Annotated in this window: 17 protein-coding genes and 4 pseudogenes; 12 read left to right on the top strand and 9 right to left on the bottom strand. The window is 56.4% G+C overall.

Features of this window, described 5'->3' with window-relative positions; all coding sequences use genetic code 11:
* Positions 1-185 (top strand): transposase (locus FHT97_RS30175; protein ID WP_183865142.1); only part of this gene is annotated, 185 nt, incomplete at its 5' end.
* Between the two features lie 24 nt (positions 186-209).
* Here FHT97_RS30175 and FHT97_RS30170 read toward each other — a convergent pair.
* Together FHT97_RS30170 and FHT97_RS30165 are read right to left on the bottom strand one after the other, a co-directional pair.
* Positions 210-476 (bottom strand): annotated as a pseudogene (locus tag FHT97_RS30170) (PHP domain-containing protein); the annotation flags it as partial.
* A pseudogene (locus FHT97_RS30165) lies at positions 473-655 on the bottom strand (DNA polymerase Y family protein); the annotation flags it as partial. The pseudogenes FHT97_RS30165 and FHT97_RS30170, both read right to left, overlap by 4 nt.
* Before the next feature lie 4 nt (positions 656-659).
* Between FHT97_RS30165 and FHT97_RS30160 the strand changes: the two are divergent.
* A pseudogene (locus tag FHT97_RS30160) lies at positions 660-1,216 on the top strand (IS630 family transposase); the annotation flags it as partial.
* A gap of 167 nt (positions 1,217-1,383) precedes the next feature.
* Here FHT97_RS30160 and FHT97_RS30155 read toward each other — a convergent pair.
* Positions 1,384-1,626 carry a hypothetical protein gene (locus FHT97_RS30155; RefSeq protein WP_183865140.1) on the bottom strand — a complete coding sequence of 81 codons (243 nt, stop codon included), beginning with the start codon at positions 1,624-1,626 and terminating at the stop codon, positions 1,384-1,386.
* 398 nt (positions 1,627-2,024) lie between these two features.
* Here FHT97_RS30155 and FHT97_RS30150 point away from each other — a divergent pair, with 398 nt between their 5' ends.
* From FHT97_RS30150 to FHT97_RS31340, 5 genes are all read left to right on the top strand, one after another.
* Positions 2,025-2,897 carry a Hint domain-containing protein gene (locus FHT97_RS30150; RefSeq protein ID WP_183865138.1) on the top strand — a complete coding sequence of 291 codons (873 nt, stop codon included), beginning with the start codon at positions 2,025-2,027 and terminating at the stop codon, positions 2,895-2,897.
* A 1,502-nt stretch (positions 2,898-4,399) separates the two neighbouring features.
* A complete protein-coding gene (locus FHT97_RS30145) occupies positions 4,400-4,711 on the top strand; it encodes a PepSY domain-containing protein (protein ID WP_183758340.1) in 312 nt (103 codons plus the stop codon).
* A gap of 21 nt (positions 4,712-4,732) precedes the next feature.
* Complete coding sequence (locus FHT97_RS30140) at positions 4,733-5,338, top strand: general stress protein (RefSeq protein WP_183758338.1); 606 nt, start codon at positions 4,733-4,735, stop codon at positions 5,336-5,338.
* 799 nt (positions 5,339-6,137) lie between these two features.
* A complete protein-coding gene (locus tag FHT97_RS30135) occupies positions 6,138-7,277 on the top strand; it encodes a helix-turn-helix domain-containing protein (RefSeq protein WP_183865136.1) in 1,140 nt (379 codons plus the stop codon).
* Positions 7,278-7,400: 123 nt separating this feature from the next.
* The gene (locus FHT97_RS31340) at positions 7,401-7,889 is read left to right on the top strand and encodes a hydrolase (protein WP_246712864.1); all 489 of its coding nucleotides are present in this window, start codon (positions 7,401-7,403) and stop codon (positions 7,887-7,889) included.
* Between the two features lie 393 nt (positions 7,890-8,282).
* On the opposite strand, the gene FHT97_RS30130 is transcribed toward FHT97_RS31340, so the two are convergent.
* Positions 8,283-8,456, bottom strand: a complete 174-nt coding sequence (locus tag FHT97_RS30130; RefSeq protein ID WP_183770353.1) for a hypothetical protein — start codon at positions 8,454-8,456, stop codon at positions 8,283-8,285.
* A gap of 100 nt (positions 8,457-8,556) precedes the next feature.
* Between FHT97_RS30130 and FHT97_RS30125 the strand changes: the two genes are divergently transcribed.
* Complete coding sequence (locus FHT97_RS30125; RefSeq protein ID WP_183758334.1) at positions 8,557-8,823, top strand: hypothetical protein; 267 nt, start codon at positions 8,557-8,559, stop codon at positions 8,821-8,823.
* Between the two features lie 964 nt (positions 8,824-9,787).
* Here the strand turns inward: FHT97_RS30125 and FHT97_RS30120 are convergent.
* A complete protein-coding gene (locus FHT97_RS30120) occupies positions 9,788-13,288 on the bottom strand; it encodes an AAA family ATPase (protein ID WP_183758332.1) in 3,501 nt (1,166 codons plus the stop codon).
* Positions 13,289-14,557, bottom strand: coding sequence for a DNA repair exonuclease (locus FHT97_RS30115; protein WP_183865134.1), 1,269 nt, complete (start codon positions 14,555-14,557; stop codon positions 13,289-13,291). It lies immediately after the preceding gene.
* Positions 14,558-14,870: 313 nt separating this feature from the next.
* On the opposite strand from FHT97_RS30115, the gene FHT97_RS30110 reads away from it, so the two are divergent.
* The 3 genes from FHT97_RS30110 to FHT97_RS30095 all read left to right on the top strand — a co-directional run bounded on the left by FHT97_RS30110 (position 14,871) and on the right by FHT97_RS30095 (position 18,234).
* Positions 14,871-15,308 carry a GGDEF domain-containing protein gene (locus FHT97_RS30110; RefSeq protein ID WP_183758328.1) on the top strand — a complete coding sequence of 146 codons (438 nt, stop codon included), beginning with the start codon at positions 14,871-14,873 and terminating at the stop codon, positions 15,306-15,308.
* A gap of 292 nt (positions 15,309-15,600) precedes the next feature.
* Positions 15,601-15,855 carry a hypothetical protein gene (locus FHT97_RS30105; protein WP_183758326.1) on the top strand — a complete coding sequence of 85 codons (255 nt, stop codon included), beginning with the start codon at positions 15,601-15,603 and terminating at the stop codon, positions 15,853-15,855.
* A 1,428-nt stretch (positions 15,856-17,283) separates the two neighbouring features.
* Positions 17,284-18,234 carry an AraC family transcriptional regulator gene (locus FHT97_RS30095; protein WP_183758322.1) on the top strand — a complete coding sequence of 317 codons (951 nt, stop codon included), beginning with the start codon at positions 17,284-17,286 and terminating at the stop codon, positions 18,232-18,234.
* A 333-nt stretch (positions 18,235-18,567) separates the two neighbouring features.
* Here FHT97_RS30095 and FHT97_RS30090 read toward each other — a convergent pair whose 3' ends face one another.
* Together FHT97_RS30090 and FHT97_RS30085 are read right to left on the bottom strand one after the other, a co-directional pair.
* Entirely contained in the window at positions 18,568-18,849 is a 282-nt protein-coding gene (locus FHT97_RS30090) for a hypothetical protein (RefSeq protein WP_246712862.1), read from the bottom strand.
* 1,015 nt (positions 18,850-19,864) lie between these two features.
* A complete protein-coding gene (locus FHT97_RS30085; protein WP_183865132.1) occupies positions 19,865-20,281 on the bottom strand; it encodes a hypothetical protein in 417 nt (138 codons plus the stop codon).
* Between the two features lie 884 nt (positions 20,282-21,165).
* Here FHT97_RS30085 and FHT97_RS30080 point away from each other — a divergent pair.
* Positions 21,166-21,519 (top strand): hypothetical protein, encoded by a 354-nt coding sequence (locus tag FHT97_RS30080; protein ID WP_183865130.1) that lies wholly within the window; start codon positions 21,166-21,168, stop codon positions 21,517-21,519.
* 228 nt (positions 21,520-21,747) lie between these two features.
* On the opposite strand, the pseudogene FHT97_RS30075 reads toward FHT97_RS30080, so the two are convergent.
* A pseudogene (locus FHT97_RS30075) lies at positions 21,748-21,829 on the bottom strand (IS5/IS1182 family transposase); the annotation flags it as partial.

Genomic DNA, 21,829 nt, shown 5'->3' with positions numbered 1-21,829 from the left:
AGGCAACTCGCAAGGGCTCCTTCTCGTTCTCGCGCTGGGTTTACAGGCAACGGAACCTTGTCGAGCGTTTCTTCAACAAGATCAAACAGTTTCGATCTATCGCTACTCGCTACGACAAGCGCCCGGAAAACTATCTCGCAGCTGTCAAACTCGTCGCGGCAAGGATGTGGTGTCAGAGTTTATGAGTCGACGGCCTAGGGTGATCAGGCGGTCAGCCTCGAGTATGCGATGCGGTCGGTCGGATAGACGAGAACCGACATGCCGTCCTGAAGGTCAAGTCGACAGCCGACGACGAGCCTGATCCCCGTCGCCCGGGAGGCCTCGAGCACACGGAGGATCCCGGCCAGCGAATTCCGGTCCATGACACCGATGGCATCGATGCCAAGCTCTTTGGCGGTCTGGAAAAGCTCGTCGGCCGACGACGCGCCCCGGAGGAAGCTGAAGTGGGTAGTGACCTGCAGCTCGGCGCATCTCATGCGAAGATCCCGTGCATGAACCACCTATGCGATCCCGTTTCCGCATCCACGCCATCGCCGGAGCAGAATATCCAAAGCCGCTCGCCCGCATCATCCTCGACGACAAAATAATCCCTGACCGCCTCGTACTCCGAACAGCGCTGCCACCACTCCCCGAATATTTGCTCGGGACCGTCCGCTTCTGCCCGCTGGAGGGCCTGGCAAGACCGCATCGATCCGAAGCGGGTCGTCTTTATCGACGAGACGTGGATCCGCACCAACATGGCGCCGTTACGCGGGTGGGGGCCGAGGGGCAAGAGATTGCGCGGCTTTGCCCCGCACGGCCGCTGACGCACCCTGACCTTCCTTGGCGCCCTCCGCTGCGACAAGCTCACTGCGCCCTGCGTCTTTGACGGTCCCATCAACGGCGAATGCTTCCTCGCCTATGTCCGCCAGCAGTTGATCCCAACCCTCAAGCCCGGCGACATCGTCATCCTCGACAATCTCGGCTCACACAAAGCCAAGGCCATCCGCGATGCCATCAGGGCGGTTGGCGCCAGACTGTGGTTCCTGCCGAAATATTCCCCCGACCTGAATCCCATCGAGCAGGCCTTCGCCAAGATCAAGCACTGGATGCGCCAGGCCCAAAAGCGAACCATCGAGGAAACCTGGCGGCATCTGGGCCTACTCGCCGACACCATCAAGCCAGAGAATGCGCCAACTATTTCTCAAATGCCGGCTATGCTTCCGTCAAAACATGAAACGCTCTATCGCAGATCGGAGATCATCAATGCTCCCATCAAGGTGAAGAAGGGTCGTCAAAAGTAATTTCCGACGCCATCTTCAGCTGACACAAAGGTGATCCGGCGTGTCGCAGAACCGGACAATATTGTCACCTGCTTCGGGCGTTTCTCGCCTTGTCAATTCTTCAGTGGATGGCTATCGACGTGGGAGCATTTGCGATGCTCCCGGCCAGGTTTGGAAACCGGGCGATCAGGATGCGCGTCAGGTCCTCCTGAGTGCGGTGGCCCTGATTGAAAAGAACGATCGCCGCGCTGCATATTACTTCCGATGTCTTCTCATCCGGCTTCGCTTTGAAATGTCGGTACCAGGATTGAACGGCCTGCGAGAGCACGGCCAGATCGGATTCCAGAAAACCTGTAACGAACATTTCTTACCTCCCAATAAGTGGAGGCCATGCAGGGTTCGATGCATGAGCAGTACTGAGCCTCCAATACCTGTTGCGCAACGAGACTACCTCCTCTTCGGTGAGACATGTAAGTCGGACCAAGGTCCCGTACGAAACCGTACACTAAAGCCTCGCGTGCAAAACCTTTAAGTTGAAGTAGTTGAAGTTTTTCCGCCATTCCCTAGCAAAAAACTTAACCTGTAACTGTTGTTATTTATCCATTTTTCCTTCCAGGTTGCATGCCTAATACTTTTGGCGACGTGGACCGAAATAGAATTCCTTATTAAAGTTGCATCGGTTTCCGACGCCTTGAACATGCCAAGTACCGCGATACTCGTCGGCGGCTTGGACCCGAAATCTATTGTTAGAGGATTGCCAGGATGCCTTACAAAAAAGATGACAGTCTGCCACGCAATACCGCGCGCAGACATTTTCTAGGTGTTGCCGCTGCCGCCGGTGCGCGGCTCGCTGGTGTTGCGGCCTTGGCGACGGCAGCTTCCAAGTCTCCCGCGAGTGCAATGGGGCGGCGCTGGGGGCGTGGTCACTCCGGTGGAGGCGGGAATGGCTCCGGCGGACAGGGAGGCTCCGGTGGAGGCGGCGGTGGCGGCGGAGCACAGTGCTTCCTGCGTGGGACGGCGATCCTCACCGATTGCGGCGAGAAGCCTGTCGAGGATCTGCGCGTCGGCGATAACGTTGCCCTTCCGGACGGGAGCGCCCGTCCAGTCAAATGGGTCGGCCGGCAGGTTTTCAAGAAGAGCGGTGCGCGCTGGCATGAAGGTGTCGTGCCGATCCGCGTTTCCCGCCAAGCGCTGGACAGCCGCACACCACATTCCGATCTCTACCTGTCGCCAGGCCATGCGCTGTTTCTGAACGGCGTGCTGATCCGCGTGAGGGATCTCGTCAACGGCACGACAATCGCGCCGGTCGTTCCTGCCGATGACACCTCGATCGAGTATTATGCTGTCCTGCTCAGTACCCACGAGGTCATTCTTGCCGAAGGTGCTGCGGCCGAGACCTTCCATCCGTCGGAGAGCAATTACGAGAACTTCTCCAATTTTGCGGAGTACAAGCGCCTCTATGCAGAGGAGCGCACCGTGATGACATCCTACGCGACGGTGGTGGGCGAGGAAGGTGGTTGGAAGCATCTGAAGGCGCTTCTTCAGCTTGGCGCTTCGCCTCTAGTGCCGATGTGCGATCCATTCGGGGACGCCTGCGAGGCGATCAATACGCGAGCCAAAGAGCTTGAATATTGATCATTGTCGCCGAGTCGGGTGGTCCGTGAATTGAGACGATCGGTGACACCGATCGTCGCAGGCGCAGCCTACGCCCTATTCGACTTGGCACCGGCCGTTTTGCGCCAACAGGTGGCAAAGCCATGGGGTTGATTGGTCTCCGATACCGACCTGCCTAGCTGCGGCCAGACGTGGCAACTGGTACATGTTCGAAATGATGCCTTGCCTCGGCAATTTGAGCCAAGCATGGCTGGACATATTTTGGGGGGAAAGCAAACGTTTGATTTCGGGTTCGAGCTACAAGTTCGTCTGATATAGGGGGCGTCGGAGCGTCGGATGGCTGGTGGGAGCTTGTGTTTGAAGAAGCGGTGGTTGACATCGACGGCGCGCTGTTGAAGCTGTTGTCGGGCCGCATCATAAATTCACATACTTCGCTGTTTGTTAGCGCTACCCCTATCACAATGCCGACCTCTATATCTGCCATCGGAAGCGTAACGGAAGGCAATGAATTGAATGGATAAGACCACCACTGACCGTCCCGCGGCGCACTATCCGCTTTTTGGATCTGATGCGAATAAATGACTTGGCATCGGTGAGAAATTCACGTATATCGTGTATAGCCGTTACAACTTTTCGGATGCACTCCCCGGCTTCCGAGCGGCGTTGTTCCCCTCTGAAGGTAGATCCTTCACACCTTAGGGCCTCCGGTAGGATGGCCCTTTTTTGTTTGTCCGGGAAGATAGACCTCACGCGCTTGACCCGGCATCAGTTACAGTACCGGGAGGGTGATCAAGTAGGTTTCGGCTTGCTGGCGGATCTTTCAGCCCGGTACCTCGATCGAGGACTGTGTTTTTGTCGCTAGTCCCGCTTGGCATTCCCTGGGCAGCGCGTTGCCCCCGCAGTCCAATCTCCGCATCTTTCCGAAGTCGTTAATGCCGCTCCGGGGAAGCTAAAGTATCTGGCGCCCGAGCGTCGTCCATTTCAGCGTTTCAGGATGAAGAAATCCCCGCATCTTGCGATCCTCGTGGGTCGTCGGCGGCGCGGCCCAAGGCGACTGGTCCCCTGCTTGACGGTAAGCAATGTCGCCTGGCGAGCCACAGGGGTTTTACAAGGGGCGCGCAAACGGCGCCAGTGAAGGGACCTCGCAGTTGGCTGACGCTGCGAGGTTTCCTCATTATACAAGACTTTTACGTGTTAATGTTCACTGCAGTTTGAGCCACCAGTTTGACCCTGCTAGAGCGGCTTAACAGCGCTGCCCCTCGGGGCGGCCGCAATTATCCTCCGCAGAGCTTCCGACCGGATAGACAGGCTCCGCATATCGGGATGGCCTAGCGTGAAGGCGGCTATCGTCTCTCATCTCCTCAACACAACGCTCAAAACTAGACCAAGCCAAGCAATTCCGGGGCACGCCACCAGCACGATTTCCAGATTTGTGACATCGACAGCAATTCGTCGTTCTTCGCAAAGCATCGGAACAAATCGCTTTGTCTTAGGTTTGATCGTCGGACTTCAAGGAGAAAACGATGAATAAAATCACCGCAATTTCGATGGGGCTGTTAATCTCGGCCACGGCTGCCTTCGCGCAAAGCGAAACGCCATCAACATCCCAAACAACGCCAGCCGTGAATACGGAACACAATCCCGCCGCTCCAGTAGCCGGCAAAAACAGCTTTACTGAGGATCAGGCGAAATCTCGCATCGAAGACGCTGGCTACACGGATGTCACTGCCCTGAAGCTGGATGACCAGGGGGTGTGGCGAGCAACCGCCAAGAAGGACGGCAAGCAAGCCGGAGTCTCCCTGGACTTCCAGGGCAACGTCACGATGGCGAAATAACAAAGCTCCAGGAGAAAAAATATGCGAACGATCACAGGACTCTATGACAGCTACGACGAAGCCCGCGCCGCAGTTGCGGCTTTGGAAGACGCAGGCGTACCTTCTGATGACATCAGTATCGTCACGAACAAAGCAAACGGGGTGGACGTTGAAGGTCAAGGTAGTTACACGGCAGAAGGCGCTGGCACCGGAGCCGGGGTCGGCGCGGTCGCAGGCGGGGCCGGGGGACTGCTAACAGGGCTCGGATTGATGGCAATCCCGGGCGTCGGTCCTGTCGTGGCCGCCGGTTGGCTCGTGGCTACTGCAGCCGGTGCGGCTGCCGGCGCCGTTGCGGGTGGAGCCGTGGGTGGGATCGTCGGCTCCATGATTAATGAAGGTGTGCCGGAAGACGAGGCAAACTTTTATGCCGAAGGGGTTCGCCGTGGCGGTTCACTGGTAACGGCAAGAGTAGACGAAAGCAGAGCTGCAGCAGCGCAGGCAATCCTCAACGGATCTCGAGCCGTGGATTACGCGGCACGACGAGCGAGCTATCAGGAAGAGGGCTGGACGCGTTTCGACGAGGCCGCTGAGCCCTATACACCCCAGCAGATCGCGGCGGAGCGCCAGCGTTATCGTAGCCATCTATGAGGGGCTGAACGTGCGCAACTTCTCTGTCAGGTGGCCAACGGCCGCCTGACAGGAATGGAACAGCCCATGCGCTGTGTACGCTCGATCAAACACACACTTGCACAGAAGGTGTGTGCAAAGTGTCGCTCTTCCTTGGTCGGCAAAAATTGGTAGGAGTCTGCGTGATGGCTCCGTATTTTCGCTGCTCCGCCCCGCATGTGTGATCGCGCTCGCGATCTCCCCGTGTCGAAGAGCTTCGGGAAAACACCACCGCTGACGCGCTCGACGTGACGAGATCTGAATTTTCCGTTGGAAACATGACGGTTATCCCGGTTTCGGTAAGCTGGTCATCCGCAAGGGCTGGGCCGGTCTTTGCATCCGCCAGCCAAACATCCACAAAAGCGAATTCGCAATCCATCTGTCTGGCTGCGGAAGTCGCAATCATGGCCCCACGACGTCATGGCCGAGAGCACTGACAATCACCTCGGTTTTCATGGCGATCAGAAATTCGTCTTCTACGATGATTGTTTACACATTAGCCACCTTGCCAGCGATCTTTTTGGCTGCAGCCTGTCGCTGGCTGTAACAGGAACTGGCGAGCTTTGGAAAAATGTCGGGAACCGCCGTGGGCCATGCCGCGTTACTGTCGCCATGACTTCCGCTAATTTCGTGGTAAAATCGCTGATGATTCTAATTCCTCGCTCCCGGAGGGTATTTGCGATCGTTTGAGTTGCTGAACGGTATACGTTTCTTGCTACGTGCTGATGGCTCTTCGTTCGCGAGGAAAGAAGAAAGGAAGGAAGGAAGGAAGGAAGGGCCGGTGGAGAAGACGCTGCAGGGAAGATGCATCCTCGTTGTGGAGGACGACTACTACGTCGCAACGGATCTTGCATCCAAACTCTCGGCTCACGGCGTGGAAGTTGCCGGTCCTGCTGCAGGCGTCGCAGGTGCGCTTGCACAACTCCGATCAAGTCCGGGCATTGAGGGCGCAATCCTGGACGTCAATCTGGGCGGTGAAACGGCCTTTCCTGTGGCTGATGAGTTGGAACGTCGAGGGCTCCCTTTCATTTTTGCAACCGGATACGAACCTGATGTTGTGCCGGCACGCCATGCCGACAAGATCCTTCTCAGGAAGCCGCTTGATGACGATGCCATTGCCGGGGCACTTCTTGCTGCTTTTCACCCGCGAGGCGCCACAGCGCAAGATGTGGAGCGCAACGGCATCCTTCGAAGATTGCCTCCATCCGAACTCAACGACCTGCTACCCCTGCTTCGGACGATATTTCTACCCCGGGGCGCGATCATGGAGATGCAGGGACAAACCATCACCCGTGTCTATTTCCCCCTCGATTGCGTAGCCTCACTCGTCGCCGTCTCCCGGGAAGGAAGCAGGATCGAAACGGGATTAATCGGCAACGAGGGCATGACGGGGTACGGCATCGCCGAGGGCGACAAAGAGACACCCTTCGAGCTGATCAATCAGATCGCAGGATATACTTTGGCAATAGCCGCCGACGATTTCAAACAGGCTTTGTCAACGAGCGCCGGTTTGCGCACCCTCGCCCTCCGGTTTGCCCGTTCGATGAGTGTACAGGTCAGTTACACGGCGTTGGCCAACGGCCGACTTGATATCCGGCGTAGACTGGCACGCTGGTTGCTGATGGTCCATGATCGCGTCGACCAAAACATTTTCCATCTTACTCACGACGATCTAGCAATCATGCTAGGGGTGAGGCGGTCATCCGTAACGGACGCCCTTCACCTTCTGGAGGGCGACAGGTTAATCAGGTCGACGCGCAACAACATCGAGATTGTAAATCCGCGGGGCTTAATCGACGCCGCGAGTGAAGTATACGGAGCACCGGAGCTTGAGTACGACCGTTTGATGGGCCTTCCAGTGGGTCCTGCTGCCGAGGATGGTTGGGGCGCAAGAGCCAGCCGTAAACATCTCGTTTCGTAACCCGTCGCGGGTGAGGGAATTGCTTTGCTCGACGCATCTCAACCGGGGCAAAATGCATGCTGATGGATTCTCCCGGCGTGCCCGTGCAACCTAGACATTTTTGATCCAGCGAGCAAACGGAGCATGATCTATTTCACCAGCGACACGCATTTTGGCGATCCACGCGTCCTGCGGATCGATCGTCGGCCGTTTCCGGATTTGGCTTCTCACGACGCAACCCTCATCCAAAACTGGAATTCGATGGTGAAACCCGAGGATGACGTCTGGCATCTGGGAGATTTCATGCGAGAGACAGGAGGCGATTGCGATCAACTTCTATCGTATTTGAATGGCCGAAAACATCTCATTGTTGGCAATAATGATCCTGAAACGACTGTTCGCGCAAGAGGGTGGGGAAGTGTCCAACACTATGCCGAAATATCGGTCGGCAGCCAGTTGTTGATCTTGTGTCACTATCCCTTTCGGACCTGGAACAAGATGGGAAGAAAGTCGATCAACCTGCACGGCCACTCGCACGGGAGACTCAAACCGTTTCCCCGCCAATTCGACGTCGGCGTCGATGCTCAGGCATTGCGACCTGTTGCATTGGAGACGATCCTCTCGGCCCGGTAGCGAAGCCCCTCGTAATCGGCCCACCCCGCCAAATACCCTGGCACGCTAGCGGCTCAATAGGCTGCCCACTTGCAGGCATTTAGAGCAAATCACGCTACGATAGACGTAGCGCCAGGGGGAACCTGCGTCTGCCTGGAGTTGCATGGCGTTTCTTGCCGCAATACGTCTCGTAAGGAGGAGAGCGTCACCGCACTGCGTCAGCCAAGTTAGCGGGCTGACCAAGCTCTTTGACGCTGGGGGGTGTCAACGAGATGTTCAGGCGACTCGGTGGAGCAGCGAGCTAACTGGCCATGATCGAAGTTCCCGTTCATTAGGCTCTATCCATTATTATCACAGGAGTCTTTTCTCGCCTTGCAATTGCGTCCAGCCTCCCCACCTAAGAGATAGTAGCAGTCATGGAACGGGCACTGCTTTTAGGGCAACGAAAAGCTCTAGCCCCAAGCGGGAGGACGCGATGTCTTCCACAGCAAGAATTTCCAGACAAGAACGCGCAATGCGATCCCTCAGCGGCTTAAAATACGGGGATTTCTTAATGAAATCGATGCCGTACATGGCTGTAGCATTCATTCTCTACCTCGTACTGCAAGGCACGTTCTGGTAGTGTCCTGATTCAGAACTCGCGTCGTTTCCGCTGAGCTTTGGTCCAATCGACCAATAGGAGTTCCCTATGTCAGAACGCACAACAGAATCTGAGATTACCTTTTCTCGTCCTTTTGCCCTAAGCGCTCTGGTTGCTCCGCTCGATGCGGGCACCTACCGAGTGATAGTAGATGAAGAACTGATAGAAGGACTGTCATTTCCCGCTTACCGAAGAACTGCGATGCATATCGAAATACCGGCCCTTGGCGTCAGTATCGGGACAAGGCAATTGTTGCAGGTGCATCCGCGGGACTTGGAGTCCGCAATCAAGAAGGATGCCGAGGGTAACGAATAGCGAGCGGCCCGGTGACCGGTATCTGATTTACAAAAGATAGTCGCGTTATGGTTTCTCGGGCTGCTCGACGGATAATGGTGGCCGCTTTGGCAATTGGGCTCGCTCTCGCGGTCCTTTATGGATTGAGCTGCCCATTCGATGCTCATGGAGAAACCAATGGCGCAGTCCTTGGACCTCGCGTGCGATAGGACAGCTCACAGCCACCGCGACGTTCAAATGACGGCCGCAACTGAGAGGAGCAGCAAATGACTGCCACGAAGGCTCACCAGTCTCGTTCGTCCAGGTTGGCCAGGGTCTGGACAATAAGTGATTTTGCCAAGCGCTTCCGGCTTGACCGCCTTGAAGAGAAACGACTGCTGAAGCTGTTGGGGCCAACTGCGACAGAACGCCAGCTTCTGCTCAACGCCGGAAGAAGGCCGCTGAACCACGCCGGGGACCCTTCATGAAGAATGCACAAACGTGCATTCGATGATTATCGCGTCGGCAACTTCATGCAAGTCCAGATGGAGAGAGATGCCTGGTGAATCTCAATACTTGCTTTGCCCCAGTTTAAGGATCAAAATCGATGTGCCCCACGCCCGAGGAACGAAAAACACTTAGACGCGTCCTCAAGCGGGCCGACTACGCTACGTCTGAGATGCAAGCGGCCGAAGGTGATCGGCACTTGGAGGAGGTCGCTGTGATCCGTCGGATTGAGGCTGCAACTATCCCGACCGTCAATTATCCGGCCTCCAAACGGCAAAGACTGAACGCGGACTTTGCGGCTGTTTCAGCTTGGGAAAATGAGGGAGGGTCCGTTCGCTTATCAAAGCGAACGGACCGCAGGAAGGGCTAGCCGTTCACACGAAGCACATAACGTCGAACCGATAGGATCAGCCGAACTTCACGAAGGAATGCCCGAAATGTACAATTCCAATCGCGCTGGCGACGAACTTTCTTGGACGCTCGGTCGCTGCGTCCGGCCCTATTCCGCCGCGACTACCTGGAACCCCGATGGCCGGCTAAGGTCTTCAAGATTGTATACGCGGACGTTTGGGCACACCCTCCTGGCAATATCGGTCAGGTGCCTGTGATGGGTCAGATAAATGACTTGGCCATGCAGGCCCATCTCCGAAAGGAGCCTGAAAGCCTCCTCGGCCCGAAAATCGTCGAATGTCTCCATGATGTCGTCAGCGATAAACGGAATCGATGTCCGGTTGGCCACAAATTCATGGTATCCGGCGACACGCAATGCCAAGTATAACTGAAACCTTGCACCTTTCGAAAGTTCATTGGCAGCTTTCGAACCACCGGCCGCAGAGACGGCAATCAGAACATCGCCATCCTTTCCAGGTTGCGCGGCGACCCCTTGGTAGGCACCGCGACTGATCGTGCGGAACGCGTCCGATGCACGAGCCATCATTCCACTACGATGACGATCTCTGTAGATTGCAAGGGCGTGCTCTGCAGCAGCAACGCCGGCACGGATCTCCATGTAGCGACGGGCACTTTCCTCGATGTCGATCAACACCGTCCTGCGTTGCTCCTCAATTGAGGCTACCGTCGCATCCCCACCGACTGCGTCCAAGGCATCCTGCGCCTTCGATCGGCTGTGAAATACATCGCGACAGCGGGCGTCCTGGTCGTCAAGGAGCGGCATCAGTTTTGCCAGTTCGTTGCCCAGTGCCGATCTGTCAGCGGAAGCTGTCAATGCTTCGATTTCGAGCATTGGGGAGCCAGCAGTCATTTCGAAAAGTTCGCGCTCGGATTCAAGAATGGCGTTTTCGAGATCTCGCCTTCGGTAGGCAAGATCGATGCTGGCCTCAACTGCTTCGAACGAGCTGACCCCAAAAAAATCCATCATCTCCCGCATCCGAGCCATAAGAAGGCCCTGTGTCGCTCGTAGCGCAAGTCCGTCGTGCCGCACTCCGTCAAGTTGACATTTCAGTTTCCGATCGCGTTCGGCGTCAAGACCGACGGTCTTGATCCTTTCAAAAATTGCCTGGCAAAGAGCAATGGGAGAACCTTCGGAACCCAAACCAAGCGAAGCGCTCAACTGCAGTACTTTCTCCTCGAAGGAATCTTTGTCCTTTTCCATCTTCTGAATGCGATCAAAGAGGCTCTCCCGGGCATCTAAAGTCGAGGCCAGTCGCTCAAGAAGGGTCAGGATTTCGGTCACCGCACCGACACCTGGAGAATGCCCAAGGTCCCGAAGCCAGCAGCCGGCACAAAGAGCGCTCCACTGGGATAGCCATGTCCTTGAGGCTTCGTCAGCGGCTTCCATGATATGCTTGCGCTCGATGATGTCATTGCGAAGCCTTTCGATCTGCGCCGCCTTGTTCACAGACGTATGGAAGGCGTTCAACGCCGTCTCTGCGATCGAGATCAGCGCGCCGACATCAGCCTGCCGGTCGATCATGATTTTCGCACCGGTCAATGCTTGAACGATTGATCGTCTGGATTTTTCGATTTGATCGCGAACATCACCGATTTCCCGCTCGACCTCAGCAAGATCGTCTCTCGCCCTCAGGGCCGCTTCCCGTCTGCGTAGCCATTCCTCCATTTCCCAGGGGTTTCCAGTTACGGCCGGATCTGACTCCGACTGCGCAAGGCCCTGACAGACTTCAGCCCGAAGCACCTCCATCTCAGACCGTGCGTCAGCGAGGATTTTTTCCTGGCTCCGAATATCGGCAGCCACCACCGCAAGCCGTTGGTTAAGCTGGCTAAGCTTGCCAATATCAGCAAAGTGCATGAGCCTCTGCGATATCACATGATCGTGGCGGCGCATCGCCATCTCGAACCCATCCGCGGATGCGTTGTCCATTGCCTGTCGATGCAGCGCCCAGGCATGGTCGCGTTCCGCACGGATAACCGCTGCGGCTTGCTCCTCGATGTTTCCTGCCTGAGCACGCAACGTCGTGATTTCAGCCTCAAGCCTTGCTGCCTCGAGTTCGAGACGCTGCAACTCAGCGCGCGATATCCGCTGTTGATCATCCAGAGCGGAGTAGCTCTTCTTCCAGGATTCGATACGTGCACCTGTAGGTGGAACCAGCGATAAAAGAGCTTCCACCTCTCCATGCCACGGTGCTAGTGCCCTCAACGTTTCAGTCAGGTTTGCTCGCGCCACGTCCCCGCGACGGGCCAATGATCGGAGAACGATATCCTGGTCTGACTTCGGGACTGCCTTGATGACAGCTTGAAGGGTCTCGATCGCTCGGACGCGCTCCCCACAGGTCAACGTGTGGTCGACCTCTTCACCTTCCTGGTTCGCGAGTGCCCGTTCCGCCCTCAGCAACTCGTCTCGGGCGGCGCAATACTTCGCGTCGACACCCGACTTCGACCCAATGAGCGAGCGCAGAGATCCGATTGTAACCGCGTCCAGAAGCAAATGCGCGGGAGCTGTCTCCCCTGCCCTGCCCAATAGTGCAAGGATACTTTCGATGGACAGCTCCGATGCTCGAGCCGTCAACTTGGGAATGTCCTTTTCAGCCGTGACATACCGCGCTCGAAGTTCGGAAAGCTCCTCCACCTGCGCTGCTATGGCGAGCGCGGCAGGATCAATTGAAATGTCGGCTATCTCAGTCTCGAGCAAAGCTACAGATGCAGAATGGTCCTCAAGTTTTACCCTTACCTCTATCTCGCTCCGTCTCAGCTCGTGCAGCTCCTGCCGCCAGGTTTCTGGCGGTTGCGGTACGGGGTCGAGGTCAGCGAGCCGATCCTTCAACGAGCCGCGCCGTGACATGACTGGAAGCGCGTTGAGGACGCATTTGACTTCCTCGATCCTGCGCTGCGTTCGCGCCCTCGCGCCGATCGCCTCTTCGTAAAGCCCAGCGAGCCTGTCGCGCTCGACAACGAGCCTGGAAAACTCACTCGCTTGCAGATCGAGCGTCTCACGCTGCTGTTTCAGATCAGAGAGGCGGCCTTTCAGTTCGGCAAGCGCCCCACTTCTCGCGCGATACTTGTAGAAGGTGTCGGCGTCGCTTCTGATTACGGTCAATTGCCTGCTGAGGTCCGCAAGGCCGGCGCTTGCGGCAAACAGCAATTCGCCGAGGTTCCCCTTGCTTGCGAGAATGCCTTCACCGCCCTTCTCCAGACTTTCGTCGTCGAGGGAAAACATTGTGGCGAACGCGTCCCGATCAATACCGCCCAAATCAGCCTTGATGTCGATCTCCGGCTGGACGCGCTCCTGGTCATCGAGAAGACTGTTCTGCGGGCGCTTGATACGAACGAACTCTCGGTTCTTTCCGCCGACATTGACGTCTGCACCAATGCGCATCGTAGGATAGGGATGCAGGAAGCCATATCGGCTTGAAGTGCCAATTCCAAAAATGAGGTCTACAATCGCATCAAATGTGGTCGACTTTCCCGCTTCATTTGGGCCGTAAATGATGTGAAGATCGGGCGTTCCCAGAGACCGGAAGCCAAAATCCAGCACGCCGTCGGTAAACTTTCCATATCGCGTCAGATCAAGCCGATTGATGCGCATTCATTCCCCCTGCGTATTGCGCAGCAGTGCCACGATGTTGGCCGAGCCTTCTTGGGCGAAACCGGCCAGCACATCCTGGAAGGCTGTCTCATCGGTGCCGAAGATATTTCGGAGCTCCGGAGGGAGCTGTCCGCGCAGTTCGTCGGCAATGGCAGCAATCTCTTGCTGATAGGCTGCCGACCCAAGGACATCCGCATTGATGATGGAGGTCAATTCCGAAAGCGCACTTCCGGTGTTGCCTTCCGTATCTTCCGCACCGATGCACGAGGTGTGGACCTTGTCGATCCAAATGGTGCCGCTGGCCGAGCCTCTCGTTTCCAATTCGGTTCTAATGAGATCGAGTTCCCGGCGAATTCGCCATGCCATCTCATGGGAACCATGAAGCTGAATCCGTGCAACCAGATGATCTGCCGGAATCGTTGAGCGCAGTCTTTCAAGCCCCCCGGAAACTTTACCAATCATTGCCTTCCAGTCAGCAACGTCTGAAACGTCAATGAACAGCCGCTCGAATTGAGCGACGTTGATGCATCGCTCCTCCACGATCACTGACCGATCATCTCGGATTGTCACCAGCGAGACCGACTTGGGTCCGTCCTCGTTTATGTCGCGGCCTTGCGGCATTCCCGGCATTACAACGGTAGAGGCAGCCCCTTCGGCTACCGACCGCTTGTGGATGTGGCCCAAGGCCCAGTACCGAAAACCGCTCTGATGCAAGTCAGCGAGGTTGCATGGAGCATATCGGTCGTGCCCCTCAGAGCCTCCAAGGCTCGTATGCATGATACCGATATTGACCGCATCGGGCACAGGCATCGGGTAATGCCTCAACAGGCTCTGGGGAGCATGCGGCTTCGCAAAGCTCAGGCCATGGATGACGACGGGCAACTGCCCGGCACCCCGATGCACTGCTACCGCTTCCGCCTGGGAACCGAAAATCTTGACAGACTCCGGCATGACGAGCTCGGACGTGATTTTTGACAGTGCGTCGTGGTTGCCGCGGATGATGAAGGTCTGTATGCCGGCCTCATCAAGACGCCTGAGCTGCTCTGCCAGAAAGCGAGCCGTTTTCATCGACGTCTGTTCGCCGTCGTAGAGGTCCCCTGCCAAAAGAAGCGCATCCACCTGCTCTTCCAGACACAGGTCGACAATCCGAATGAACGTACGTCTCGTCGCCAGGCCGATCAAATCGGACAGTTCCGGATTGCGCAGGGCAAGCGTCCTCAAGGGCGAGTCGAGATGAATGTCGGCGGTGTGCACGAAGCGATAGGCCAAATCAATACCTCATCATTGACCTGTCTTGTTACGATAGAGACCGATTCACCGCGACAGCCAATTCCCGTTTTGTTCTTTTCTCCACAGATTAGTCGGACATAGCCGCAATCCCTGCCCGGACCGAGCTCGCCCCTGCATGCGCAAATTGGCGACTGGGGTCATGTGATTGTCGCGCCTTGATCTCACAGCAGGTCAAGGCAGCCAACACCGTTCAGGGCCGCGTGCGCAATTTAGATCGCGTTAAGCGGGCGACGTTACAGTATCGGTGGATACCTCGATTCCAATTCCCGTGGTACTCGAGGGATCACTTATCGTGTGTGATATCGACCACTTCAAGCATGTGAACGATACCTGTGGCCATGCGGCGGGCGACCTCGTTATCCAGGGGCCGGCAAAGGAATCGACGCGCATCGTTGGCAAGCTCAGCCATGCCGAAAGATTTGGCGGCGAAGAGTTTGTGGCATTTCTTCCGAACTCATCCATCGGGCAGGCCATCGCTCTCGCAGACACAGTGCGGACGTGCTTTGCGATAAAAGACTGGAGCAAGATCGGGGTAAGCCATGAGGTTACCCTCAGTTGTGGTGTATCAGCGGTCGCCCCTGGCGAGACATCATTGGAGAATGTAATTGATCGGGCCGACGGTGCTCTCTATCTTGCCAAAAATGCTGGTCGGAACAGGGTTGGATCTAGGGGCGGGGAACCCGCCGCATTCCCGGTCACTCTGCCAAAGAGCGCCGCACTCGCGGTATAATGGGCAGCGCGGCATGAAAGAAGCCTGCTAGCGGACGTTCCGATGACGTAAGGAATACGATGACAGGACTTACGCATCTGTCTTGGTCATCAACGTGATCTCCTCGACGGCAATGATTTCGGCCAGGTTCGCTACCGTAATATCTCTGCCCGCTTTGGACGCCCAATGCACCTTTTTGGGGTGCAACCTCTCCTGATGGCCGGATTGTAAAACCTCAACCTTTCATTAACCATATGTCCCTAGCGTCCGGAAAGCGAAACAACACTCTCCGGAGAACTTCAAGGAGGACGCCATGTCGCTCGCAACCGTGCCCGGCAAAATCCGGCTATATGGTAGTCATGCCATACTGGTCATGACGGAAGGCAGCCTGCACCAGACCGTATGCATCTCCGACGATGCACTGCCCCCTGGCGAAAGCGACCTTATCCAAAGCATACTTCGTGACCTCCCCTTGTATGAGGGCATTGCCGACCGCAAGTTCGCAGAGGGCCAATTGGCATATGACGGGCGAGTATGGATCACATCTTCTGACATCACTCCCCATTAAGCAGGCACAACCGTCGCCGCGATGACGGCTGTTATCCGGCGCGCCTCAGGCGGGTGATCATTGCCGCGCTGATCGACACGACGATCAATGCCTCCCACTCATCGTCCGATAAAGGGTAGATTCTGAATCCTACCGGCTTAGACTGGACGGATGATTTTAACCGCGCGTCTTCCCGATCAAGATCTCGCTTTCTTCGACGGCTTGCGCCGCATCCACTTTCCACCTGGTCGCAACCACGTGACGGCCCACCTCACCGTGTTTTACCGGTTATCGGACTGGCATCTCTCAACGATACATCAACTTCTTGAAGTCGTTGCGAGCTCCCAATCGCCGATGCAAGCATCGACGACCGGCATCTGGCATCTCGGATCCGGAGTGGCGTTTACGCTTGACTCTCCGGAGCTGGAGCGGATTCGCGGTGTTTTGCGCGGAAAGTTCGAACCATGGCTCAGCCCCGGGGACAAGCAAGGTTGGCGGCCCCATATCACTATCCAAAACGGAGCCGATAGAGCGAGAGTCGCTGCGTCGTACGCAGCGGTCACGGCAGCTTTTCAACCTCGCCTTTTGTCGATTACGGGGTTGGACCTATGGACCTACAGGGGAGGGCCATGGAGGGCCGAAGGAAGTTTTGCTTTCTCCGATAATGACCACCTCGGGACGGTGGGCAGCACCTAGGCAGCTGCCCTGGCTGATCGCAGAGCACATACTACGTGACTCCACCTCCATTGTATGCGCTGATACTCATATTCTCAACTTGAGGGGGAATGGAGGTGCGAAACCAACTTGCCGCACGAATAATTTCCCTCCATCCTCTACCGAGGAAACGAGAGAGGCTTGGCGTATGAGGAGGGATATCCGCCCATATTGCCAGGCCTCTCTTGTCTTACGAGAAACCTTAAGCAGGACAGACATCCATGGGATCGCCCGAGCGGTGCTCCGACCGAGGATGCCAATGACCGCGATTCAGCAAAGCGCAGCAAGAGCCGCGAGAATACACCTTCCAGCCCTTGCGTTTCGACAATCAGGCCGCCGATCGCGGCGCCGCTGGCAATGGCAATCTGAAAAGTGGTCGGCATCAATGCTCCTGCGTTGATTAGAAGCGTAGTCGGCCCCCGGAGAGCGAGCCGGCATTTAGCCGGCTGCTGCCCATGACAACCCCCGGACCGGCGATTGCGCCAGTGACAGCCGTCATCGTGACTGATTGTCCTGCCGCCTCAATGCTGATGCCCATATCGCGGGAGAGACCAAGGGTGAGAAGGCTGGCCGGGAGGAATTCCGCCGTACCACCTTGAAGGCATTGGCGCAGGTCTGACGTTCATAATGTCATCTCTAAAGTTCTGGTCGTTGAAGGCTAGACGTGGCACCCCGGTGTTTCTATGCTAGAAAAAACGACCTATTTGATAATTCGTCCAAATTCCGGATACAGCAATGAGCGATGCATTGACAGAAATGATGCGAGGGTTGCGCTTGGATGGCGTCGAATACGGGCGATGTCAGCCGTCAGCACCCTGGGCGACAGCTTTTCCAGCAAAGGAAGAAGCGCAATTTCATTTTGTAGCGGCAGGCAGAGCTCATCTGCAATCGCCGAATGGCGAGTGGACCGAAATGCTGCCGGGCGACGCGGTGCTGCTGCCGAGAGGCGACGCTCATGTAATTGCCAGTGAGCCCGGGCTAGATCCGACGCCAGTCGACAGCATGCCTCGCAAACCGGTTTGTGATGGTATTGTCGACTTGCAATGCCCCTGTGCCGATAACAGAAATCTCCTATTCTTTGCGGTCATGCGCTTCAACGTCGACAAGCATCATCCCCTGTTGCAGTTGATGCCAAAGATGATGCGGACAAGTGACCTTGCTGCCAATGAACCATCAATCCCCGCCCTCCTCGAGGCAATGATGCGTGAGGCCGACATGAACCGCGTAGGAGCTGGTGGAATTCTGGCTCGGCTTGCCGACGTCTTGACTGCAACCCTCATCAGAACTTGGGTGGAACATGGGTGCGGAGACGCGACCGGTTGGCTGGCTGCTGTCCGAAATCCAGAGGTGGGCCGCGTTCTCGCCGCTATTCATTTCGATCCGGCACATGACTGGACGGTGGAAGAACTTGCAAGAAAAATGGGGGCGTCACGGTCCGCGTTTGCGGAGCGCTTCTCCAGGGTTGTCGGTGAAACTCCAGCCCGGTATGTTGCTCGAATGCGCATGCATCAGGCTCATCAATGGCTCTTGGAGGGTCAGCGCGTGGGCGCGATTGCCGAGCGTCTCGGCTACGAGTCAGAAGCGTCCTTCAGCCGCGCTTTCAAACGTATCATGGGTGCATCGCCGGTAACCTTTCGAGGAAGGGCTCTGGACTCTTCCCGTCCTCTCAGGCGAGTGGCCTCTTGAACAAAAGGGCGGCACCTCGACCAGCTTGTCTTGTTCGATCCGGCATCACGTTCCCGGCGCCTTTGGTTTCGAACGGCTAACACGGATCATCAGATCCCACATCCGTTGAGAATGCCGGGTTATTCGGCACAATGGCTCACTGTCGTGTGGTCCGTGACAATGGCAGGGGCAACGACGCGAGCCCGGTCGAGCGTAGGCAGCGCCAAGAGATTTGAAGGCTGCATCGTCCCGATTCATCGACCTGTTTCAAAAAACGACCACAGCAAGTCAGTGTTGACCCCAACCTCCCGGTTGGTCGGGCGAGTCTCAGATCCGGTCTGAGTTGCCCGTTAATCAAGCCGCCTTCCAGCCGATGACAGTCACATCCGAGTTTGTCGACAGGCATGGATGAGCCGGGAGGAACAGCCTAACCATCGCGTCGACTGTCGAAACGCCGCTCTGATTGAGTTCCTCGTCGCTCAAATCTGAAATTGCCTTCCGCTGAACCGAAACGACGTCCACCTTCGTTGTTGACCAGAAGCCGCTCGCGGAGCGGATCTCAAGCGGACCTGGTTCAACCGAACAGTATCCAACCCGAACAGCAATTGTTTTGGCGCCACTTTCAACGGACTCCATATGGCTATCCGCTATGATTATGTTTTGCATCATGTCTCCGTTCAGGGCCAACCGCGCATCACAGAAAGGACCGGTGGATCGATCCAGGCAGCTCTAATAAACTGTGAGATGGCGGGCGAAAACCGTAAATCCGGCATAGCAGCTATGCGCGCCACAGACGCGATGTCTCCGGCCAATGTGCTTTTGGCCAGGCAAGAGGACCTCTGCGCTCGGATAAGTCTCGGGCCCCGGAACCGACGGATCCGGCCTGATAGGTTCCCGTTACTGGTGCGTTTCCAGCAGGAAACGGGCACAGGCTGCTCACGTCAGCGTGGTTACTGCTTCAAAGTACGCCAGCGTACGCAACCCGTGGTCAGACCAAGGTCCGATTGCCAACCCCATGTGCAATCCTACTCTCCTTCTATCCTTCATCTCCTGGAAGGATAAGGGAGGCCACTCGGGTGGGGTTGGTATTGGTCGGTGGCCTCCCAGCCACGTCAAACTCCGGATCAGGGCGCCTGAAACGAGTGCTCCAGATGAGATTTTCGGACGCTTCACATGTCAGTTGCAGGCATCTGCGTTTGGTTTCGCCGGGGGCCGCCGTGTTCGGAACCTTTCGGATCGTAAATCATAAGAAAGCGGTCATTGTCTGGAGGCAGTGATGAAAAGCGTCCGAACCATTGAAAGGCGGCGTCGCCAGCGAGGCGAGCAATATTTGCGGCGAACAGTTTCAGCAAAACACGATCTTTAGGCCAGGAAGGCCGAAGTGCTTTTGTCCGATTTGCCCCTCGGCAATCGAGTTCGATCTGCGTACGGTGGCAAAGAAGCGAAAACTTGAAGGCGCCTTGTTTCTCGACGTCGATGCGGCAATCACAGCAGCACTGTACTGGGGCCAAGGGCTGTTTCTCAACAAACCTCCAAACAGCCGACCCGAACCCGGCCAGCGGCTGGAGATTACATGCGAAGCTCGAAAGGCAGTAGCACTTCTTCCGATTCGATAGTGGCCAAACCAACGTCTGCCAATTCACTCATCGGCTCAGGCACCCAGGAGACGTTCCTGCGCCGCGATGATCATCGTGGGAGGCACTTGGACGGTTTCAAAAAGTTCATAGAGAAAGTATTTCAACGACGAAATTTCAACTTCAACATTGGCCGCGAATATGGGATCTCCGGCGGCCCATCTCCTCATGGTGAAAATGGATCGGCCTATAGAGCCGGGCCGTGAAAGAACGTTGGGATCAAAGTGCTTGCTTTCTGCGACGTACCATACGAACAGCCGGACGGCCAGCATCGCCGGCGTTAGCCTTGCGTTGCTCGCAAGACATTTCTCGCTTTCGAGAGCGCTTCGCGACATTACGTCAAGACGGCAAACGTCGAGTCCCAACTCAAGAAGGCGTTGCGACAGTTCCGCTTCACGCGGGTCGGGGTGGGTAAAGTGGTCAGCGAGGTTCATGCTCAAAAGATAGCGCCGGGACACGAAAAGTCATATACCCCTTACCCTCGTCAATTCGGCTAAGGTCATTCTAGAAGACCGGACGAGGGATGCAACCGTAAGCCCGCGCGAACCGAGCCAAGTCCAGATGCGACCTCCGTTTTCATCACAGAACTCACCGAAAGCCAGGCTCATCGGATCGAAGGAGCACCCACTTTCCCTTCAGCTTGTGCGCCTCAATTGCCATTCCCCTGCGACTCGCACTTTTGCGAGTTGCCGCCAGGCTTTTCTTGAGGATTCATCAGGTGCGGCCCGATCGTCGCCATCCTTGTGACACCTTCGGGACCGTGATGGGCGCTGCCCGAACGAAGGACGTACAACATGGCAACTATTCATACTTCACCTCCAGCGAAAATGGCCTAGGTCTTGCCGTTAGTGTCCTTTAGCACCATCGTTTCGGGTTGGGCACGCCGACGTCCGGGTCTGGCGTTTCCGCAGCGTAGCATGGTGTAGCGAGGACAGCGCTTGAGGCGGCGGCGACACAAAAAGCATGTTCACGGGGTGCAGGCTTCGTCCTCCAGCCCTGCGACGTGACGAACGGGAGCGCGCAAGGGGAACCAGGTACGACAGTCGTCGATATCCAGCATGTCAATGCTGAGGCGTTGGGCCCGACTGTTCGGCAGACCAGTCGTTATCTCCATTAATAGCTGGTTGATCCTAACTTCAAATACGTCAACGCCCGCTCGCGCGGCATGGCGATCCGGCCCCTCTCAAAGATTGTATTCGAGCGCTGCCCCAACTGAGGCGTGCGAACACATTGATTACTCAGGTTGATTAGGCTTCTCTTGAAGTGCTACCCTCCACTGATTCATCGCTACACTAGGCATTAGAAATAGGGAAGCAGCTTGCAAGAAGTCGCCATAAACGAAGACGACGCCGGCACCGCCATTGTCGACAACGTGGTTGAGGGCACCCCATTTGGTAATTACTATGGAGTCGACAACGATGCCTTCACCGGTGCGGTGCACGATTCTCGTTCGAGGCTTATCGTCGATTTTTCCTTCATCAAGAATGCGTTCAAGACTCTTTGCCGAGAACAGGGCGTAACTCGGGATCGAAAGGCGAGCGTTGAGATTGCGACGCTTCTTTTGGTATTGGTCAAGGAAGGTGTAGTTGACGAAGAACGATTAACGAGCCTTGCTCGCACGCGATGGGAGGAGATGACAACGGTTGTGAGCGATCGATTTCAAAGCAGCTAATCGATTTCGCAAACCACGCGGACACGCAGAAAAGCCACACCCGGGTTCCAGTGACATGGTGCAACCTCCCTCACCCTTCTGCAACAAAAAGGAAGTGTGATCAGGGGATCGCCGGGCTCCAAAGTAATTTAATCTCCACGCCAGGAGACGCTGGGACATGCCACCGGACTTCGATGGTGTTTTTGTCCCTATGAGGCTTTCGCGATCCTCGCCGACTAGGCCGTCGACTCATAAACTCTGACACCAGATCCTTGCCGCGACGAGTTTGACAGCTGCGAGATAGTTTTCCGGGCGCTTGTCGTAGCGAGTA

Source organism: Rhizobium sp. BK399, from assembly GCF_014194695.1.
GTDB lineage: Bacteria > Pseudomonadota > Alphaproteobacteria > Rhizobiales > Rhizobiaceae > Rhizobium.
The sequence above is the reverse complement of the archived record's forward strand: the minus strand, read 5'-3'. Positions and strand labels throughout refer to the sequence as shown.

Coding starts and splice junctions, on each gene's coding strand:
- FHT97_RS30155 (WP_183865140.1), bottom strand. CDS start 1,626: ATGTTCGTTACAGGTTTTCTGGAATCCGATCTGGCCGTGCTCTCGCAG.
- FHT97_RS30150 (WP_183865138.1), top strand. CDS start 2,025: ATGCCTTACAAAAAAGATGACAGTCTGCCACGCAATACCGCGCGCAGA.
- FHT97_RS30145 (WP_183758340.1), top strand. CDS start 4,400: ATGAATAAAATCACCGCAATTTCGATGGGGCTGTTAATCTCGGCCACG.
- FHT97_RS30140 (WP_183758338.1), top strand. CDS start 4,733: ATGCGAACGATCACAGGACTCTATGACAGCTACGACGAAGCCCGCGCC.
- FHT97_RS31340 (WP_246712864.1), top strand. CDS start 7,401: ATGATCTATTTCACCAGCGACACGCATTTTGGCGATCCACGCGTCCTG.
- FHT97_RS30130 (WP_183770353.1), bottom strand. CDS start 8,456: ATGAATGCTACAGCCATGTACGGCATCGATTTCATTAAGAAATCCCCG.
- FHT97_RS30125 (WP_183758334.1), top strand. CDS start 8,557: ATGTCAGAACGCACAACAGAATCTGAGATTACCTTTTCTCGTCCTTTT.
- FHT97_RS30120 (WP_183758332.1), bottom strand. CDS start 13,288: ATGCGCATCAATCGGCTTGATCTGACGCGATATGGAAAGTTTACCGAC.
- FHT97_RS30105 (WP_183758326.1), top strand. CDS start 15,601: ATGTCGCTCGCAACCGTGCCCGGCAAAATCCGGCTATATGGTAGTCAT.
- FHT97_RS30095 (WP_183758322.1), top strand. CDS start 17,284: ATGAGCGATGCATTGACAGAAATGATGCGAGGGTTGCGCTTGGATGGC.
- FHT97_RS30090 (WP_246712862.1), bottom strand. CDS start 18,849: ATGGAGTCCGTTGAAAGTGGCGCCAAAACAATTGCTGTTCGGGTTGGA.
- FHT97_RS30085 (WP_183865132.1), bottom strand. CDS start 20,281: ATGAACCTCGCTGACCACTTTACCCACCCCGACCCGCGTGAAGCGGAA.